The following is a 16,315-nucleotide window of genomic DNA, read 5'->3' on the forward strand; positions in this document are numbered from 1 at the left end:
GCATGCCGCCAGGGGGTGTGTCACGCCGCGTCCTTGTCGCTCGTCCTGGGGGACGCCATATGGTGACGCCGTATGGCCTTGCCGTTCCGCATGCGCATGTCTGCGACCGGCCCCCTCCCTCATTGCAAGGATCTCCATGAGCTCGAATATCTCCCCGATCGTGACCCTGTCCAATCCGGCAGGCCTGTACGACCCCGCGCCCAATGGCTATTCGCACCTGGCCCGAGTCGAGGGCGCGAAGCGATGGCTGCTGGTCGCGGGGCAGGGCGGCGAAACCGCCGACGGCCGCCTGTCTGCCGATTTCCGCGATCAGGTCCGGCAGGCCCTCTCCAACCTGGAGACGGCGCTGGCGTCGGCGGATGCCGGTCCGCTCGATGTCGCCAAGCTGACGGTGCTGATCGTCGATCACGACGAGTCGAAGCTGGGCGTATTCGGTGCCGAGCTTGGCCGGGTGTTTGGCGATCATCGTCCGGCCTGCACGCTGATCCCGGTGCCGCGTCTGGCCCTGGATGGCATGTTGTTCGAGATCGAAGCGATGGCCGCGGTCGCCGATCCGCGGGCCTAGCGCAGGGGCGGCGCATGCGGGCCGGCATGGCGCATGCGCCGGTCGCCGCGTGCGTCCTCGGTTATTCGCCGGTATCGAGGGTCTCGCGACGCGCGGGATCGGCCCCCGCACCGCGATCTCGGCGCTTGTGTGACGCATCCTGCGGTTTCGGGCTATCGGCCGCCGCCAAGGATTGCCGCGATCAGGCCGGTTCCGGCCGCCGAATGCGTAGTTCCTTCAATGAGTTATCCTGATGACACAGGGATTCCATAGAACGGGGTAAAAACCAATGTCGAATTTTGCCGCTGCCCTCAGGGAGGAAGTGGCTCGTCTGGCCCGCAAGGAATTGCGCAAGAGCGTCGATCCGATGCGCAAGCAGGTCGCGGGCCTGCGTCGAGATGTGGCTGCGCTGAAGCGTGAGAACGCCACGCTTCGCAAGCAGTTGGGAACGCTGGGCAAGGCCTCGCGTTTCGCGATGTCGGCCGCGCCGGCGGTCGCTGGCTCCGCCGCTTCCAAGTCGGCCAAGCCGCGCCGCTTCTCGCCTGCTGGCCTGCACAAGCTGCGCGAGCGGCTTGGCCTGCCGGCCGCGGACTTCGGGCGCCTGGTCGGCGTCAGCGGCCCGACCGTCTACAACTGGGAGAAAGGGACCTCGCGTCCGAAGTCCGATCAGCTCGAGCGCATCGCCACGTTGCGCGGCAAGGGCAAGCGCGAGGTTCTCGCCGCGCTCGAAGCGCTGGGTTGACCCCGGTATTCGCCGCCTGAGTCTCACGCGTCGGTCGGGAACGGGATACGACGATGCTGGGACGGATCAGGCGATTGTTCGGTAGAGAGCGGGACAAGGCGGCCGTACCGGTTTCGGTGCGGCCTGCCGTTGCGATGGCCTGGCTGGGCCTCGCTGCCCGCTGCCGGCGACCGATCATTGACGCGACGCCTCAGGTCGCCTCGGCCTCGCGGCGAGTGCCGGCGTCGGCCAGCGCCCAGCGCGCGATCTCGTCCTTGCGCGCGGCGGCCACGCCGGGCCGGGCCAAGGCATAGGCGAGGAAGTCGTCGAGTGCCTTGACCACCGCCGGGCGTCCGCCGATGCGGTCGTGGGTACTGATCGACATCATCCGGCGGCGGTCGCCGGCCTCGGCGTAGAGCTGGTCGAACGCGTCCTTGAGTTGTTCGAAGAACTGGCGGCTGGAGAACTTGCTGCCCTCGATCAGCACGATGTCGTTGCAGTCCAGGGTGTAGGGCACTACGACGAAGTCCCGGCCGTCGACCGGGACGACGAACGGCTCGTCGCGGCTGAGGTCGTCGATGTGATAGCTGAAGCCCAGCTCCTGCAGCAGCGACAGCGTGTTCGGGCTGCGCCGCAGCCAGTTGCAGTTGTAGCCGCGCGGCCGTTGTCCGGTGACCCGCTCGACGATCTCGACGCCTTCGCGGATGAAGGCGCGCTCTTGCTCGCGGCTCATGCCGTGCTGCGGGGTCCAGCTCATGCCGTGGGCGGCGGCCTCGTGGCCGCGGCGGACGATCTCGCGGGCGAGTTCGGGCGAGGTGCGCACTGCCGTCCCGACCATGTGCGAGGTGACCTTGATCCCGTGCTTGTCCCACAGATCGAGCAGGCGCGGGATGCCTTCGCGATAGCCGTACTGGAACCAGGTGCGCGCCGGCAGATCGGGTACCCCGGCCGGCAGCGGGTTGCCGGAGAACGGACTGTCGGCGCCCGCGTCGGGTTCGCCGCCGGCCTCGAACTGCATCGATACCGACAGCACCAGGCGCGCGCCGTTGGGCCAGAACCGGCCGCTTTCGCGCGGCAGGGCCGCGGCCGCGGGCGCGGCGGCAAGACCGCCGCCGAGCGCCAGGGTACCGGCGGCGAGGCCGGCGCCGGCCACGGTGTGCAGGAAGTCGCGACGCGACGGGGAGTTTTCGGTGCTCATGGTGGCGGAGGATCCTGGGTGAGGGGGGCGTCCGCGCTTGCTGTCGGCCGGGCGTGGGCACGGCTGCGGACGGGGCCAGTCTGTGGTCGATCGGCGCATCGAAAAACCGGTCTGGACTCGAATCACTTTCAAAAAAAGCGGAACTGCCGCGCACGCCGCCGGACGCTGCTGCGCCGGGAGGTGTCTCATGCTCACCAGGTGAATCAATCGGTGTGCGCACGGCGTTGCCGACGGGCCGGGCGGTCGCCGCTGCCCCGACCCGGCGTCGCGCGCCCGGTCCCATGACCGCCGGCCTATTCGCGGCGACGGCCAAGCGCGTAGCATCGGGCCTTCGATTCCATGGAGGAAAGGCCATGTCCGTGCTGCGCCCGTTGCCGCTCGTCGCGGCTCTCGCAATGCTGTTGCAGCTGGCCGCGTGCCAGCCGTCCTCGCCTTCGGCCGACGGCGCCGCCGCCACCGCAAGCGCGAGCGCCGAACCCGATGTCGCGCGCCCCAGCCGTCAGTACAGCATCGAGGAGTTCGTCGAAAGCGTCGGCGTCGCGGGCGCTTCGTTCAGTCCGGACGAGTCGCGGGTCCTGTTCTCCTCGAACAAGGCCGGGGTCTGGAACGCCTACACGATGCCGGTGAGCGGCGGCGACTGGACCGCGGTCACCGACTCGACCACCCGCAACAGCTATGCGGTGGCGTATTTCCCGGGCGACGATCGTGTGCTGGTCACCCGCGACAACGACGGCGACGAGCTCGACCACCTGTTCGTCATCGATCAGGACGGCAAGGAAACCGACCTGACCCCGGGCGACAAGCTCAAGGCCGGTTTTGCCGGCTTCAGCCATGACGGTTCGCACTTCTTCGTGATCACCAACGAGCGCGATCCGCGTTTCTTCGATCTCTACCGCTACGCGACCGATGGTTACGCGCGCGAGCGGGTGTTCACCAACGACGCGGGCTTCCTGCCCGGCGAGGTGTCGCCGGACGGACAGTGGATGGCGTTGGGCAAGGCCAATTCGACCAACGATTCCGACCTGTTCGTGGTCCGGCTCGGCGGCGACGGCGAGCCGGTCAAGGTCAGCGAGCATCAGGGGCAGGCGCAGTTCGAGGCGCAGGCGTTCAGCGCCGACGGCAACTGGCTGTACTACACCGCCAACGACAGCGGCGAGTTCGCCGAGCTGCGCCGGGTCAATCTGAAGGACTGGAGCCACGAGCCGGTGCGCAAGGCCGACTGGGACATCGTCGCCGCCCGGCTGTCGCACAACGGCAAGTACATGGCGGTGGCCACCAATGTCGACGGCAGCACCGAGATCGCGCTCTACGACAGCGCCAGCGGCGAGCCGGTTGCTCTGCCGGAGCTGCCGGTCGGCGAGGTACGCGGCCTGCAGATCGCCCGCAGCGAGAACCGGCTGGCGTTCTACATCAATGGCGACCGCCAGCCCAGCGATCTGTACGTGCTCGATCTCGACGGCAGCGAGCCGCGCCAGCTGACCACCTCGCTCAACCCGGCGATCGATCCGGCCGACCTGGTCGATTCCAGCGTCGTGCGCTTCAAGAGCTTCGACGGCATGGAGATCCCCAACATCCTGTGGAAGCCGCACCAGGCCACTGCCGACAACAAGGTGCCGGCCCTGGTCTGGGTGCACGGCGGGCCGGGCGGGCAGACCACCCGCGCGCACTCGGCGACGATCCAGTACCTGGCCAATCACGGCTACGTGGTGCTGGGCATCAACAATCGCGGCTCCAGCGGCTACGGCAAGACCTTCTTCGCCGCCGACGACGGCAAGCACGGTCGCGAACCGTTGTGGGACACCATCGAGGCGAAGAAGTACCTGCAGTCGCTGGATTACGTCGATCCCGACCGCATCGGCATCATCGGCGGCAGCTACGGCGGCTACATGGTGCTGTCGGCGCTGGCGTTCAAACCCGGCGAGTTCAAGACCGGCGTCGACATCTTCGGCGTCGCCAACTGGGTCCGCACGCTGGAGTCGATCCCGCCGTACTGGGAAAGCTTCCGCGAAGCGCTGTACCAGGAGGTCGGCAACCCCGAGACCCAGCGCGACTTCCTGATCGAGACCTCGCCGCTGTTCCATGCCGACAAGATCGACGTGCCGCTGATGGTGCTGCAGGGCGCCAACGACCCGCGCGTGATCAAGCCCGAAAGCGACGACATCGTCGCCGCGGTGAGGAAGAACGGGGTGCCGGTGGAATACGTGGTGTTCGACGACGAGGGCCACGGGTTCTCCAAGAACAAGAACCGGATCGAGGGCTACGGCAAGGTCCTCGCCTTCCTCGACACCTACCTCAAGGGCGATGGCGGTGCCGCGGCGGCCGACGTCGCCAGCGCCGGTGCCGAAGGTGCCGGGGCCGCGGCGGCGCCCGCCTCGGGCAGCAACTAGAGTTCGGCGGCCCGGTCGGTCTTCCGGCCGGTCGGGCCGTGATCCCTGCGGGGTTCAGATCCAGGCAATGGAGCGCGCGGCAATGGCGGTGGAATGGCGTGATTCGATCGAGGGCGTCGACTGGGGCGCGTTGTCGGAGATGTACCGGCGCGCGCCGCTGGGCGACAAGAGCGCGGACTGGCTGCGCACCGCGTTCTCCAACAGCATGTTCAGGTGCTTCGCCTGCGAGGACGGCCGGGTGATCGCCTCCGGGCGCGCGGTCGCCGATGGCGTCGACTGTGCGTACCTGTGCGACATCGCGGTCGATCCCGACCACCAGGGCCGCGGCCTGGGCCGGGCGATCATCGAACGCCTGGTCGAGCGCTCGCGCGGCCACCGCAAGATCATCCTGTATGCGGTGCCCGGGCGCGAGCCGTTCTACGAGAAGTTCGGCTTCCGCCGCATGCGCACCGCGATGGCGATCTTCGAGAATCCGCAGCAGGCCGCGCAGAACGGCTATATCGACGAGGCCTGAAGCCCGCGGGATGGAAGCCGCCGCGTCGATCGCGACGCGGCCTGCTCCGCGTAGAGAGGCTGCGCGGGGCTACTTGGTGGTGTAGCCGCCGTTGACGAGGATGGTCTGCCCGGTCATCCACCAGCCGTCGGAGACCAGGAAGCGGATGAACGGCACGATGTCCTCGATATCGGTCAGGCCGGTCCTGGAGAACTTCGACAGCGCCGCGGCGGACTTGTGATAGGCGACCGCGTCGTCGCCCTCGGCCGGGTAGAAGAACGGCGTATCCATCGGCCCGGGACCGATCGCGGTCACCGATATCCCGCGTTCGCCGAACTCCTTGGACGCGGCGCGGGTGAAATGCTCGACCGGTGCCTTGGTGCCGGCGTAGGACGCGTAGAACGGCGTGAACGCGCCCAGCAGCGAGGTGACCACGGTGCAGACCTTGCCGTTGTCGTTGAGATTGCGCCCGGCCTCCTTGAGGAAGAAGAACGCCGACTTGGCGTTGACCGCCGACATCTGGTCGTACTCGGCTTCGCTGATGTCGACCATCGGTTTCTTCAGCACCTTGCCGACGGTGTTGATCGCGATGTCGGGCCTGCCGAGCGCGGCGGTCGTGTCGGCGAACAGTTTCTCGACCGCGCCGGCACCGGTCAGGTCGGCCTGGAAGGTCGCCGCCCTGGCGCCCGCCGCTTCGACCGCCTTGCGGGTGGTCTCGGCGTCGGCGGCGGCCGCGTCGCTGTTGTAATGGATCGCGACCGCGCCGGCGCCCTGCGCGGCGAGGTCGCGCGCGAGCAGGCCGCCGAGATTCTTGGCGCCGCCGGCGATGAGGACGGTCTTGCCCTTGATGCTGTGATCGCTCATTGCATGTCTCCTGTCGGGGGAAAGGTCATTCGCCGACGATGCGCATCTGTCGGATGCGGCCGTCGTCGAGGGTGAAGATGAAGCGGCTGTCGCCGCTGTAGTGGCGGCTGGTCCAGTGCGCGTCGACGGTGACCCGGGCGCCGCTGCGGCGCACCCGGGCCACGCGCAGGTGACCACCGGCGCCGACGAACTCGCGATCGCTCCAGCGACGGATCGCCTGCGGCGTGGTGAAGTGGCGGCCCCAGTCGTCGACCTCGCCGTCGGCCGCGAACAGGGACAGCGCGGTATCGGCATCGCCGCGATTGATGGCGTTGACGAAGCTGTCGAGCGGTGCGGGCAGGGAAGTCTCGGGCATCTCCGGGCTCCGGTGGCGGTGCGCCCGCGATGGCCGCGGGCGTCACGACCGCCACCCCCGCCGTCACGGCGGGCGGGTATGCTGGGCGACAGGCCGCTTGTGCTGCTGTCGGCCGCAGTCGGCGGATCGTTCCGTTCCTTATAGGAGTACGTGCGCGGCGCCGCTTTCAGAATGTCCGGACCACTGTCAACTTATTCCGCAAGCGCTCGCGCCGCCGGCGAGGCGGCGCTGGAGCAGACCGCCCTGCAGCGATCGACGGACCCGCTGGCGGAACGGCGGCGACGGTTGCTGTCGCAGACCTGCCTGGCCTTCGCCGGCGGCGAGTTCTCGCTGGTGTCGGAAGACATCAGCGAGCCGACCGAGTGGACCATCGAGCACGACTGCCACACCCTGATCGTGCACCTGCAAGGGCGGATGCAGCATCTGGAGACCCGCATCGACGGCGGCCGCGCATGCCGGGCGCCGGCACGCCCGGGCGAGGCCTGGCTGATCCCGGCCGGTGCCTACTACGTCGGCCGCGCCGACGGCGGCAACATCGCCTACGCCGAGTTCCGCATCAAACGGGCCTGGCTGAGCGGTCTGGGCAGGGGCGCGCCCGGCGACCCGCTGCGGCCGCTGATGAAACAACGCGACCCGCTGCTGCACGGCCTGACCGGGCGGATGATCCAGCTTGCCGATGCGGACGATGACCTGGCCGGGATGCTGCGCGACACGATGGCCGAGGTGGTCGGCCTGCACCTGCTGCGCGAATACCCGGCCGGCGCCGTCGCACGACCGGCGCGGACACCGCCGAGCCTGTCCGAGGCACAGCAGCGGCGCCTGCAGGACTACATCCTCGCCCACCTCGACCAGCACCTGGGACTGGAGGAGCTGGCGCGCCTGGCCGGCATCGGTCGCCACCGGTTGATCGAGGCGTTCCGGCACTGTTTCGGGATGACGCCGATGCAGTACATCATCGCCCAGCGCCTGCAGCTGGCCTGCGGCCTGCTGGAAAGCACCCGCCAGGACATCACCTCGATCGCGCTGGCGACCGGTTTCTCCAGCCACAGCCACCTGAGCTCGGCGTTCAAGCGCCGCTACGGCATCACCCCGCGCCAGTTCCGCGCCCAGGCCAAGGGCATCTCCGGCGCCTGAGCCGGTCACGCCCGCGCCGTTGCCGTGCCCGATCGCCGGCCCGAGATCGGCGACGCGCTCAGCGCAGGTGCGGCGGTATCCGCTCCGGCACGGTCCAGGCGTAGATCACCGAATCGCCGATGACCCGCTGCCGCTCCGGCGTCCAGTCGCCCATGTGGTAGTTGTGGGTGACGATGCGGGTGCCCGGCGCCAGACGCAGCAGCCTGGGGCGCAGCTTCAGGTTGAGGTCCGGCAGCAGGTAGAGGGTGACCACGGTGGCGCTGGACAGGTCGATCTCGAACAGGTCGGCCTCGATGAAGGTGACCTGCTCGGCGACGCCGGCGCGATGGGCGGCGAGATTGGCCTCGCGGATGCGCAGCGGGTGGATCTCGACCCCGACTCCGCGCGTGCCCCAGCGCCTGGCGGCGGTGATCGGAATACGGCCGTCGCCGGAGCCCAGATCGTAGACCACGTCGTCGGCGCCGACGTCGGCGATCTCCAGCATCGCGTCGACCACCGGCTGCGGCGTCGGCACATAGACCACGTCGGGGGTGCGTTCCGGTCGCGGTTTGTCCTGCGGTGACAGCGAGGTCTGGTCGAATCCCAGCGGCGCCGCGGACAACGGCGGGTCGGAGCTGGAGCCGGCCGGCTCCGCCGCGCGCGAAGGCGGAATCGGAACGGTGGCCTGCGGGGGCATCGCGGTATCGCCGGCGGCGGTTCCGGCCTGTGGTTCGGGCGCGACGCCACAGGCGCCGAGCAGACCGGTGATGACGGCACCGGCGGTCATCGTCGCGACGCCGCCGGCGCGGGGGCTGGAGTCCTGCGGGTGATATGCCATCGGCTGCTCCGCGGTCAGGGCCGACCTGCATTGTGACCCGGCCGGGTGAAGGATTCGCGCAGGCGGCGAACGGCCGTCGCCCCCCCGCGAAATCTCCGTCGGAGTTGGGTAAGGTGGCGGACAAGCACCCGGCCTGCCGCGTACGGTCCCACCGGCCGTCGCCCCCAACGTGGAGTCCGCCCATGCCGTCCTCGCGCACACCTGCTCCGGACACGCCGCTGTCGAACCTCCTGCGTTTCATCGAACGCCACCCGGACGCCCGGATCATCGACCTGGTGGTCGACACCAGCTATCTCGACGGCGTGCTGATGCCGGTGCTGGAAGTCGGCGCCTACGGCCTCCGCGACGGGGTGTCGCTGAGCGAGGCGGCGAGGATGGCCTACGAGAACGGCGACGACGGCTTTCTCTACGACGAGCTGGAGCTGCTTGCCGACGCCGCCGACATCGGCATCGCCCACTTCTACCCGCGCTGGCCGAACGCGACCGAGGCCGGCGACGAGGCGCTGCTCGCGGCGCTGCGCGAACAGGTGCCGGCGCATGTCGACGGCGTCCCGCGCAAGACCTATCTGTTCCACCACGTCGATACCCAGCCCTACATCAACCTGCTGACCGGCAAGCCGTTCGCCACCCACGGTTAGGCCGGGGAAAGCGGGCGGCGGCGCCGTTGGCGTATTCCACCGGTTGCACTCACAATGATCGGCAGTACCCGGTCGACATGTTTGTCGGCGGATGCGCCGGCTCCAGGGCGGTCCGGCCGGGTGTGGATGACAAGATCGGCCGCAAGGGAGGCGCGCATGGCATCGAGTACCCAGGAGCTGGAACTGTTCGTCCGCCAGTCGCTGGCGGCCGGACTTGGCCGCGAGGACATCCAGGCGGCGCTGGCCGAGGCCGGGTGGTCTGCCGAGCAGGTGCGCAGCGCGCTGGATGCCTACGCCGACGTGGCGTTTCCGGTGCCGGTGCCGCGTCCGCGGCCGTATCTGTCCGCGCGCGAGGCCTTCCTGTATCTGGTGTTGTTCGCCACGCTCTATGTCGCGGCCTATCACCTGGGCAGCCTGTTGTTCGATCTGATCACCCGCGCCTTGCCCGATCCGGCCGACTCCGAATACCTGCGCCAGCGTCTGGGGCATTCGATGCGCTGGTCGGTCGCCTCGGTGATCATCGCCTTTCCGGTGTTCCTGCTGATGGCGCGCCAGTTGGCGCGCGAGCTGGCGCGCAACCCGGTCAAGCGGCTGTCCGCGGTGCGCCGCTGGCTGACCTACCTGACCCTGTTCGTGGCCGCCGCGGTGCTGATCGGCGACATGATCACCCTGGTCTACAACCTGCTCGGCGGCGAGCTGACCCTGCGCTTCGTGCTCAAGGTGCTGGTGGTGGCGGTGATCGCCGGCGGCATTTTCGGCTACTACCTCAGCGACCTGCGCAAAGAGGAGCGCGAGGCATGAGCGCGACACGAGGTGGCGCCGGGCGCGTACTGGCGATCGCCGCCAGCGTCGTGGTGGTGGCGACGGTGGCGACCGCGCTGATGGTGATGGACCCGCCGGCGAAGCAGCGCGACATGCGTATCGACGAGCGCCGCGAGGACGACCTGATGCGGATCGAGACGCTGGCACGGGAGCACCTGAAAGCGCATGACGCGCTGCCGGCGGATCTAGCCGCGCTGGCCGCGCGTCCCGGCCTGGCCGTGGCGGTCGCCGACCCGGTCGATGGCAGCGCCTACGGCTACGAGGTGACCGGGCCGCGCTCGCTGCGGCTGTGCGCGAACTTCGCCACCGACACCTCCGATCGCGGCGGCAAGCGCCATGTCCGTTCCGCCTGGGCGCACCCGGCGGGTCACCACTGTTTCGACCGGCGTTTCGAAAAGCCCTCCCGCGCCGACGACTGAACCGGCGCCGCGCCGGAGCCGCGGCGCGTGTATCGCCGGGCTGCGGCTTGCGTCACACTGTGCCCGACGCCGTACCGAAGCAGAGGCCGCCATGTCCCGATTCTCAAAGGCCCGTCGCGATGCCCGCCGCAAGCAGACGCCCGACCGCCCGATCCGCCGACTTGGCGATGCCTTGCAGCCGCACGCGCAACTGCTCGATGCCGACGGCAACGTGGTCGGCGGTGCCGGGCTGCGCGATCGCGAGTGGGTGATGGTGCTGGGCGGCAAGGCGCTGCGCGGTACCGAGAGCGCGGCGATGGTGCTGGCGATGCTCAAGCACGCGGTGGCATCGCAGGCACGGTCCGGGCGCAGCCTGGAGCTGCACGTCTCGGCGACGCTGGACGCGGCCGCGACCCATGAGGCGATGGCGGCCGGCAAGTCGCTGCCGCAATACCTGGAAATGCTGGAAAGCGAGCGCGTGGAGCGGCTGGGCCGGGACCCGGCCGGCGACCCCGACAGCGCGCCGGAGCGGCCGGCGACCCACTGAGCGCGGTCCCCCCGCGGCCCGGCCGGTGCTGCGGCGCGCCATCGGTGGCGCGTGCGCGGGTGCGGCAAGCGGCGTACCCTCGACCTGCCGGTCCGGCCCCGTGGGCTCCGGCCGGCACCTGTCCGAGGGGAGGGGAATCATGAATGCAGTCGTCGAGTCGCGCCCGAAATCGCTCCGGGTGATCGCTGCGTTGGGTCTGCTGTGGAACCTGATCGGCGTGTTGATGTTCCTGTTGACCGTGATGATGACGCCCGAGCAGGTCGCGGCGATGCCGGCCGAGCAGCGCCAGCTGATCGAGGCCACGCCATCCTGGCTCAATGTGCTGTTCGGGGTCGCGGTGGCGGCCGGCACGCTCGGTGCGCTGGGACTGTTGCTGCTCAAACGCTGGTCGGTACCGTTGCTGCTGCTGTCGCTGGTTGCGGCGGTGCTGCAGGTGGTCGGGAGCTTTGCGGCGACGCCGGCGTGGTCGCTGCTCGGGCCGGCGGGTCTGGTGATGCCGGCGCTGGTGTTGCTGATCGCGACCGGCCTGTGGCTGTACGCGCGCATGGCGGCGACGCGGGGCTGGCTGCGCTGATGTGACCGTGATGCGGGCGCCGGGCGCCCGCTGTGCGCCAACGCGGCGGGCGATGGCAGGTTGCGGTGCGTTTCCGCGTTGGTTGACCCTGAGGCCGCGCCGATGGCGGCATGGAGGCTGATGATGGAAGAGTGCATGCGGGTGCAGGCAAGGGATGCGGGTGCGTCGCGACCGGCGGAACGCGACCGTCCCGGGCGGGCTCGAAGGCGGCTCGTGTCGCGATTGCGCGATACCGGCGCCGCGCTGGCCGTTGCGATGCTGGTCGTGCTGGCGCCGGTGCCCGCGGCCGCGCAGGAGACCGGCAAACCGATGACGATCCGGCTCGAGCCCAAGGCGATGGACGGGATCGACATGGGCAAGGCGGTGGTGGTGAAGGGCCTGGCAGGTCCGACTCCGCAGCGCTTCCTGCTCGACGGCATTTCCTACATGAACCCGGTCGGCGTGGTGGTGCGACCGGTGGAGACCGGCGACGAGATCGCGCTGGCGGTGACCAAGTACGCCTGGAACCAGCCGCTGCGCGAGGGCGCCACCGACCGCGATCCGCTGCGCTTCCTGTTCCGCACCGAGGGCGAGTTTCAGGTCTCGGTGAGCGCGGAGGACGCCGGCACGCCCTATCGCCTGCTGGTCTGGGTCGGCGACGAGACCAAGCCGGACTTCGCGCCGGTGGTGGTCGAGGCCAGCGCCTATGACGGGGATGGCGGAGGCGGCGGATTCCCGTGGCTATGGGGACTGGTCGGCCTGCTGGCGCTGGCGGTCGTGGCGATGGCGGTGCTGCTGATGAGGAGGAAGCGCGCATGAGACTTCAACGCCTGTCCGGACCCGCGTCCAAACGCGCGCCCACCCGCCCGCGCCGTGCCTGGCGCACGGCGGCGATCGCCTTGCTGCTGGCCGTGGCCGTACCGCCGCTGTCGCTGGCGCAGTCGGAAGGCACGCCGGCGGTCGAGGGCGACTGGGACAGCTTCTTCGACGGCTGGGACACCGACCACACCCTGGATCTGATCGACGTGCTGGTCGACAGCGACGCCCTGGACGTCGCCCGCGACGCCAACACCCTGCTAGACGACCTCGATGCGCTCGACGCCACCGAGGCCGGTTGCGGCGCTGCCTACACCGACAGTTCCGGACCCACCGTGCCCTCGCACTGCGCCGAGGGCGACGACTGCCGCCAGTGCTACGAGGAGGCGGTGCGCAAGATCGACTTCAACCGCTTCTACATCGAGCGCGCGCGCTGCATCACCGCCGCCAACGTCAAGATGGCCAATTCGGCGATGGCCTTCGGCGACAGCGCATCGGGCATCCACGCGGTGACCGGCCTGTCGTGGCAGTTGCAGGGCAAGCCGCAGATCGAGCAGGCGGTGGCCAAGCTCAAGCAGACCTATACCCGCAAGGCCGGCGAATATCTCAACGGACTGGAAGGTTCGTTGAAGGAGCTGGGCCGCTGCGAGGCGCAGCACTACGGCGAGGAGGACTGGTACCAGCGCTACGGCTGGATCTACCACAACTTCATGCAGGCCAAGTACGCGACGCCGCCGGAATGAGGCCGGCGGCGGGCGACGCGGATCATTGCCCCGTGTCCGGGACGCTCATTCCCGGGCGCGGCGGCTGTCGCATCCACGGTCCGGCGCCTACCCTTGGCGTTCCTTTCACGCGAGTCCCGTCATGAGCGCTGCGCTGTCGATGTACACGGCTTCGGTCCCGGTGTTTGTCCGTACCCTGCAGAACCTCGTCCACGTGCTGAAGAAGGGCCAGGCGCATGCCGCCGCCCACGAATACGCGCCCGAGCTGCTGCTGCAGGCACGGCTGGCGCCGGACATGCTGCCGCTGCTGCGGCAGGTGCAGATCGCCACCGACATGGTCAAGAACGGCAGCGCGCGGCTGGCCGCGGTCGAGCCGCCGAAGTTCGCCGACGAGGAAGCCACCTTCGATGAGCTGTACGCGCGTATCGACCGTGCGATCGCCTTCATGCGCGGGCTGCAGCCGGCGCAGATCGACGGCGGCGAGGCGCGCGAGATCGTGCTGAACTTCGGCCCCAACAGGCTCGAGTTCAACGGCCACGACTATCTGCTCGACTTCGTGCTGCCGAACCTGTTCTTCCACGTCAGCATCGCCTACGCGATCCTGCGCCAGTCCGGCGTCCGCCTCGGCAAGCTCGACTACATGGGCGCCGGCGCCGAACGCTGAGAAGCGCCGGGCCGGCGATGGTCGGCCCGCGCTCACGGCTGCCCGAGCAGCTCCCGCCGACGCGCGCGACTGAGCCCGTCGGCGGCCTTGTGGTAGGACCAGAGCACCAGCTCGCGCAGGTGCGCCTCCGGCACGCCGCGCACGTCGACGATGGTGACCCAGTGGTGGCGGGCCATCCAGCGCGCCGGTTTGATCCCGGGCACGTCGGTCAGTTCCAGGAAACGTTCGGGCGCGACCTTGATGCTGAAGCGCCAGCGCTCCGGCTCGCTGGTCTTGAAGTAGGCGAAGCGGCGCTGGCCCAGGTAATAGACCAGCACGTTGGAGGGGTTTTCGTACAGCTGCACGCGCGCGCCCGGCAGCGCGGCGCAGAAGCGCTTCAGCGATTCGGTGTCCATGGCCATCGCCGCCCTCCGTGCCCGCCTACCAGAGGTTGCGGCCGTCGATGACTTCCACCGGCAGCGCATCCAGATCGAAGTCGTCGAACAGGCGCGCGTTGACCGCGATCTTCGGGTTGTCGAAGTCCGGTTCGCCGCCGGACCAGTCCGGCGTTTCGGTGAAGGTGGCGCAGCCGCAGTTCGCGCAGAAGTTCAACTTGGCCGTCTGCGTCTGCCAGCGATAGGTGGCCACGTCCTCGGCGGCCGTCAGCAAACGGAAGCTCGCGGGTGTGTAGTAGGCCCACAGCGTGCCGCGCTTGCTGCAACTGGAGCAGGTGCAGCGGGTCAGCGAGGCGGGGACGGTCTCGACCTCGAAGCGGGTACGACCGCAGTGGCAGCTTCCCTGAAGACCCATGGCAAGACTCCGATGAAGTGTCCCGACAGTATCCCTGAGGGCTGCTGCCAACGGCTGTCAGCAGGGTGCGCCGATGCGAAGGCCGCCGGGGCGGGCGGCCTTCGCGGGGGACAGCGGCGGCTGCCGTGGTTCAGAAATCGAACCGCAGCTGCAGCTGGGCCAGGTCGAGGTCGGCGTCCTCGATCTCGAAGCGGCTGTATTCGCCGCGCAGGGCGAGGCTGTCGTTGAAGCGGTACTGCAGGCCGATGCCGTAGGTCGGGTCGGTGCCGCTGTCGTCGCGACCGCCGATCACCGCCGGCAGCGCGCTGTCGAGGTCCCAGCGGTGCAGGCCGGCCTTGGCGTAGCCGGACAGGTTGGCGCCGAACGGCACGCTGCCGACCGCGACCAGATAGCCGCTGCTGGCCTCCAGGTCGCCGCCGACATCGCGCGACTCCAGCTCGCCGAAATCGGCATAGCCGGCCTCCAGCGCGAAGTAGCGGTTGAACTGGTAGCCGCCGAAGGCCGAGAACGCGGTGTCCTCGTCGTCGTAGCGGCCCTCGTCGACCAGCGACTGGCCGACGCCGGCGCCGGCGTAGAAGCCGCGCTGGTTGTCGGCGGCCTGCGCCGCCGGTGCGGCCAGGGCCAGGCCCAGCGCGGCGGCGAGGGTGGCGAGCAGCGGGGCACGGGACAGGGTGGAAAGGCTCATGGGAGGTTCTCCTGTGATCTTGCGTCTGCATCCGGTGCCGCCCGCGAGAGAGGGGGGAGGGAGCGGTACCGGGCGGCGGGGTCGGCGGGATGCCGGCGCTTCCGTCGCTGCCCTCCAGAGATGGGCGTCGATGCCGTCGGGACAATCGGCGATCGCAGGGATGGACAATTCCTCCGGTGGAACAAACCTGCGCGCCGTCGCATGCCAATCGCGTGGCGATCGCCAACAGGCCCTAAGGTGTGCGGGTCGAACTAGGGAGAGAAAACCCACGTGTCCAGGGATTACCGTACCGATCGCCCACGCCCACGCCTGCTGTGGCCATTGCTGGCGATGCTGCTGGCGTCCTGCGCGAGCGCGCCGGCGCGCAATCCGCTCGCCGAATGGCGCGCCTCGCCCAACCACGACGCGCGCCGGGCGCGGGTGATCGTGCTTCATCACACCGAGATGGAGAGCGCGCAGGCGGCCCTGCACACCCTGCAGACGCGCAATTCCGGCGGCCCGGTCAGCGCGCACTACCTGGTCGGCGCCGATGGCCGGCTGTACCAGCTGGTGCCCGAGTCCGAGCGCGCCTGGCATGCCGGTGCCAGCCGCTGGAACGGCATCGGCGACCTCAACTCGGATTCGATCGGCATCGAGATCGACAACGACGGCGCTTCGCCGTTTCCCGACGCGCAGGTCGACAGCGTGATCGCGCTGCTGGAGGACATCACCACCCGGCTGCGGATTCCGCGTCACCTGATCCTCGCCCACGCCGACATCGCACCGACCCGCAAGCGCGATCCCAGCGCGCGGTTCCCGTGGCAGCGGCTGGCCGAGGCCGGTTTCGGGCTGTGGCCGCGCGCGCCGCTGGCGCCGGCCCCGGAGGGCTTCGATCCGTGGCTGGCGCTGCGCCTGATCGGCTACGACCTGAGCGCGCCGGAAGCCGCGCGCTGCGCCTTCCACCGCCGCTACCGCGGCCGGGAGTGCCGGGTCGAGGGCAATCTGCTGGTCGGCGCCGAGGCCGACCCGGGCTGGCTGCCGGGCGACCTGGAGATCCTCCACGACCTGCAGCGGCAACTGTTGGCGATGCCGCAGCCGGCGCCCTGAGTGCGACGGCACGTCCCGCGCCACCGGTCAAGCTGGCAGGTGCGGCATACGGCCGCCGCCGATGGCGTGCGACAATAGCCGT

21 protein-coding genes are annotated in these 16,315 nt (G+C 69.6%); 14 read left to right on the forward strand and 7 right to left on the reverse strand.

Going from position 1 to position 16,315, the window contains the following annotated elements; translation table 11 throughout:
• Positions 1 to 136 precede the first annotated feature (136 nt).
• Together C9I47_RS03065 and C9I47_RS03070 are read left to right on the forward strand one after the other, a co-directional pair.
• Positions 137 to 565: a RidA family protein gene (locus C9I47_RS03065; protein ID WP_111265436.1), complete on the forward strand. Its 429-nt coding sequence runs from the start codon at positions 137 to 139 to the stop codon at positions 563 to 565.
• Between the two features lie 268 nt (positions 566 to 833).
• Positions 834 to 1,286, forward strand: coding sequence for a helix-turn-helix domain-containing protein (locus C9I47_RS03070; RefSeq protein ID WP_111265437.1), 453 nt, complete (start codon positions 834 to 836; stop codon positions 1,284 to 1,286).
• 190 nt (positions 1,287 to 1,476) lie between these two features.
• Here C9I47_RS03070 and C9I47_RS03075 read toward each other — a convergent pair whose 3' ends face one another.
• Positions 1,477 to 2,463: a polysaccharide deacetylase family protein gene (locus tag C9I47_RS03075; protein ID WP_111265438.1), complete on the reverse strand. Its 987-nt coding sequence runs from the start codon at positions 2,461 to 2,463 to the stop codon at positions 1,477 to 1,479.
• 353 nt (positions 2,464 to 2,816) lie between these two features.
• On the opposite strand from C9I47_RS03075, the gene C9I47_RS03080 reads away from it, so the two are divergent.
• Both C9I47_RS03080 and C9I47_RS03085 read left to right on the forward strand, forming a co-directional pair.
• Positions 2,817 to 4,850, forward strand: a complete 2,034-nt coding sequence (locus tag C9I47_RS03080) for a S9 family peptidase (RefSeq protein WP_223250260.1) — start codon at positions 2,817 to 2,819, stop codon at positions 4,848 to 4,850.
• An 82-nt stretch (positions 4,851 to 4,932) separates the two neighbouring features.
• On the forward strand, positions 4,933 to 5,364 hold the full coding sequence (locus C9I47_RS03085) for a GNAT family N-acetyltransferase (protein ID WP_111265439.1): 432 nt from the start codon (positions 4,933 to 4,935) through the stop codon (positions 5,362 to 5,364).
• Between the two features lie 69 nt (positions 5,365 to 5,433).
• Here the strand turns inward: C9I47_RS03085 and C9I47_RS03090 are convergent, their stop codons facing one another.
• The gene (locus tag C9I47_RS03090) at positions 5,434 to 6,207 is read right to left on the reverse strand and encodes an SDR family oxidoreductase (protein WP_111265440.1); all 774 of its coding nucleotides are present in this window, start codon (positions 6,205 to 6,207) and stop codon (positions 5,434 to 5,436) included.
• Positions 6,208 to 6,232: 25 nt separating this feature from the next.
• Positions 6,233 to 6,562 (reverse strand): nuclear transport factor 2 family protein, encoded by a 330-nt coding sequence (locus tag C9I47_RS03095; RefSeq protein ID WP_111265441.1) that lies wholly within the window; start codon positions 6,560 to 6,562, stop codon positions 6,233 to 6,235.
• A gap of 171 nt (positions 6,563 to 6,733) precedes the next feature.
• Here C9I47_RS03095 and C9I47_RS03100 point away from each other — a divergent pair, with 171 nt between their 5' ends.
• Positions 6,734 to 7,696, forward strand: coding sequence for an AraC family transcriptional regulator (locus C9I47_RS03100; RefSeq protein WP_145985410.1), 963 nt, complete (start codon positions 6,734 to 6,736; stop codon positions 7,694 to 7,696).
• 58 nt (positions 7,697 to 7,754) lie between these two features.
• Here the strand turns inward: C9I47_RS03100 and C9I47_RS03105 are convergent, their stop codons facing one another.
• Positions 7,755 to 8,513 (reverse strand): SAM-dependent methyltransferase, encoded by a 759-nt coding sequence (locus tag C9I47_RS03105; RefSeq protein WP_223250261.1) that lies wholly within the window; start codon positions 8,511 to 8,513, stop codon positions 7,755 to 7,757.
• Between the two features lie 182 nt (positions 8,514 to 8,695).
• On the opposite strand from C9I47_RS03105, the gene C9I47_RS03110 reads away from it, so the two are divergent.
• The 8 genes from C9I47_RS03110 to C9I47_RS03145 all read left to right on the forward strand — a co-directional run bounded on the left by C9I47_RS03110 (position 8,696) and on the right by C9I47_RS03145 (position 13,673).
• On the forward strand, positions 8,696 to 9,151 hold the full coding sequence (locus tag C9I47_RS03110; RefSeq protein ID WP_111265443.1) for a hypothetical protein: 456 nt from the start codon (positions 8,696 to 8,698) through the stop codon (positions 9,149 to 9,151).
• A gap of 156 nt (positions 9,152 to 9,307) precedes the next feature.
• Positions 9,308 to 9,952, forward strand: a complete 645-nt coding sequence (locus tag C9I47_RS03115) for a DUF5671 domain-containing protein (protein ID WP_111265444.1) — start codon at positions 9,308 to 9,310, stop codon at positions 9,950 to 9,952.
• Complete coding sequence (locus C9I47_RS03120; protein WP_141481078.1) at positions 9,949 to 10,392, forward strand: hypothetical protein; 444 nt, start codon at positions 9,949 to 9,951, stop codon at positions 10,390 to 10,392. Before C9I47_RS03115 ends, C9I47_RS03120 begins: the two co-directional genes overlap by 4 nt.
• 91 nt (positions 10,393 to 10,483) lie before the next feature.
• Complete coding sequence (locus C9I47_RS03125; RefSeq protein ID WP_145985411.1) at positions 10,484 to 10,918, forward strand: hypothetical protein; 435 nt, start codon at positions 10,484 to 10,486, stop codon at positions 10,916 to 10,918.
• 139 nt (positions 10,919 to 11,057) lie between these two features.
• Entirely contained in the window at positions 11,058 to 11,492 is a 435-nt protein-coding gene (locus C9I47_RS03130; protein WP_145985412.1) for a hypothetical protein, read from the forward strand.
• 213 nt (positions 11,493 to 11,705) lie between these two features.
• The gene (locus C9I47_RS03135) at positions 11,706 to 12,290 is read left to right on the forward strand and encodes a hypothetical protein (protein ID WP_141483311.1); all 585 of its coding nucleotides are present in this window, start codon (positions 11,706 to 11,708) and stop codon (positions 12,288 to 12,290) included.
• On the forward strand, positions 12,287 to 13,030 hold the full coding sequence (locus C9I47_RS03140) for a hypothetical protein (protein WP_141483312.1): 744 nt from the start codon (positions 12,287 to 12,289) through the stop codon (positions 13,028 to 13,030). Before C9I47_RS03135 ends, C9I47_RS03140 begins: the two co-directional genes overlap by 4 nt.
• A 121-nt stretch (positions 13,031 to 13,151) precedes the next feature.
• On the forward strand, positions 13,152 to 13,673 hold the full coding sequence (locus C9I47_RS03145; RefSeq protein ID WP_111265450.1) for a DUF1993 domain-containing protein: 522 nt from the start codon (positions 13,152 to 13,154) through the stop codon (positions 13,671 to 13,673).
• A 32-nt stretch (positions 13,674 to 13,705) separates the two neighbouring features.
• Here C9I47_RS03145 and C9I47_RS03150 read toward each other — a convergent pair whose 3' ends face one another.
• The 3 genes from C9I47_RS03150 to C9I47_RS03160 all read right to left on the reverse strand — a co-directional run bounded on the left by C9I47_RS03150 (position 13,706) and on the right by C9I47_RS03160 (position 15,147).
• Positions 13,706 to 14,074, reverse strand: a complete 369-nt coding sequence (locus C9I47_RS03150) for an MmcQ/YjbR family DNA-binding protein (protein ID WP_211371911.1) — start codon at positions 14,072 to 14,074, stop codon at positions 13,706 to 13,708.
• 19 nt (positions 14,075 to 14,093) lie between these two features.
• Positions 14,094 to 14,462 (reverse strand): GFA family protein, encoded by a 369-nt coding sequence (locus tag C9I47_RS03155; RefSeq protein WP_111265452.1) that lies wholly within the window; start codon positions 14,460 to 14,462, stop codon positions 14,094 to 14,096.
• 130 nt (positions 14,463 to 14,592) lie between these two features.
• Entirely contained in the window at positions 14,593 to 15,147 is a 555-nt protein-coding gene (locus C9I47_RS03160) for an outer membrane beta-barrel protein (protein WP_111265453.1), read from the reverse strand.
• 330 nt (positions 15,148 to 15,477) lie between these two features.
• Here C9I47_RS03160 and C9I47_RS03165 point away from each other — a divergent pair, with 330 nt between their 5' ends.
• Positions 15,478 to 16,233, forward strand: coding sequence for an N-acetylmuramoyl-L-alanine amidase (locus C9I47_RS03165; protein WP_111267929.1), 756 nt, complete (start codon positions 15,478 to 15,480; stop codon positions 16,231 to 16,233).
• The last annotated feature ends 82 nt before the right edge of the window (positions 16,234 to 16,315 follow it).

Source organism: Marilutibacter maris (assembly GCF_003233695.1).
GTDB lineage: Bacteria > Pseudomonadota > Gammaproteobacteria > Xanthomonadales > Xanthomonadaceae > Marilutibacter > Marilutibacter maris.

What these genes read in the sequence shown, in the direction of transcription:
- C9I47_RS03065 (WP_111265436.1), top strand. Translation starts at nt 137, where the DNA reads ATGAGCTCGAATATCTCCCCGATCGTGACCCTGTCCAATCCGGCAGGC.
- C9I47_RS03070 (WP_111265437.1), top strand. Translation starts at nt 834, where the DNA reads ATGTCGAATTTTGCCGCTGCCCTCAGGGAGGAAGTGGCTCGTCTGGCC.
- C9I47_RS03075 (WP_111265438.1), bottom strand. Translation starts at nt 2,463, where the DNA reads ATGAGCACCGAAAACTCCCCGTCGCGTCGCGACTTCCTGCACACCGTG.
- C9I47_RS03080 (WP_223250260.1), top strand. Translation starts at nt 2,817, where the DNA reads ATGTCCGTGCTGCGCCCGTTGCCGCTCGTCGCGGCTCTCGCAATGCTG.
- C9I47_RS03085 (WP_111265439.1), top strand. Translation starts at nt 4,933, where the DNA reads ATGGCGGTGGAATGGCGTGATTCGATCGAGGGCGTCGACTGGGGCGCG.
- C9I47_RS03090 (WP_111265440.1), bottom strand. Translation starts at nt 6,207, where the DNA reads ATGAGCGATCACAGCATCAAGGGCAAGACCGTCCTCATCGCCGGCGGC.
- C9I47_RS03095 (WP_111265441.1), bottom strand. Translation starts at nt 6,562, where the DNA reads ATGCCCGAGACTTCCCTGCCCGCACCGCTCGACAGCTTCGTCAACGCC.
- C9I47_RS03100 (WP_145985410.1), top strand. Translation starts at nt 6,734, where the DNA reads ATGTCCGGACCACTGTCAACTTATTCCGCAAGCGCTCGCGCCGCCGGC.
- C9I47_RS03105 (WP_223250261.1), bottom strand. Translation starts at nt 8,513, where the DNA reads ATGGCATATCACCCGCAGGACTCCAGCCCCCGCGCCGGCGGCGTCGCG.
- C9I47_RS03110 (WP_111265443.1), top strand. Translation starts at nt 8,696, where the DNA reads ATGCCGTCCTCGCGCACACCTGCTCCGGACACGCCGCTGTCGAACCTC.
- C9I47_RS03115 (WP_111265444.1), top strand. Translation starts at nt 9,308, where the DNA reads ATGGCATCGAGTACCCAGGAGCTGGAACTGTTCGTCCGCCAGTCGCTG.
- C9I47_RS03120 (WP_141481078.1), top strand. Translation starts at nt 9,949, where the DNA reads ATGAGCGCGACACGAGGTGGCGCCGGGCGCGTACTGGCGATCGCCGCC.
- C9I47_RS03125 (WP_145985411.1), top strand. Translation starts at nt 10,484, where the DNA reads ATGTCCCGATTCTCAAAGGCCCGTCGCGATGCCCGCCGCAAGCAGACG.
- C9I47_RS03130 (WP_145985412.1), top strand. Translation starts at nt 11,058, where the DNA reads ATGAATGCAGTCGTCGAGTCGCGCCCGAAATCGCTCCGGGTGATCGCT.
- C9I47_RS03140 (WP_141483312.1), top strand. Translation starts at nt 12,287, where the DNA reads ATGAGACTTCAACGCCTGTCCGGACCCGCGTCCAAACGCGCGCCCACC.
- C9I47_RS03145 (WP_111265450.1), top strand. Translation starts at nt 13,152, where the DNA reads ATGAGCGCTGCGCTGTCGATGTACACGGCTTCGGTCCCGGTGTTTGTC.
- C9I47_RS03150 (WP_211371911.1), bottom strand. Translation starts at nt 14,074, where the DNA reads ATGGCCATGGACACCGAATCGCTGAAGCGCTTCTGCGCCGCGCTGCCG.
- C9I47_RS03155 (WP_111265452.1), bottom strand. Translation starts at nt 14,462, where the DNA reads ATGGGTCTTCAGGGAAGCTGCCACTGCGGTCGTACCCGCTTCGAGGTC.
- C9I47_RS03160 (WP_111265453.1), bottom strand. Translation starts at nt 15,147, where the DNA reads ATGAGCCTTTCCACCCTGTCCCGTGCCCCGCTGCTCGCCACCCTCGCC.
- C9I47_RS03165 (WP_111267929.1), top strand. Translation starts at nt 15,478, where the DNA reads ATGCTGCTGGCGTCCTGCGCGAGCGCGCCGGCGCGCAATCCGCTCGCC.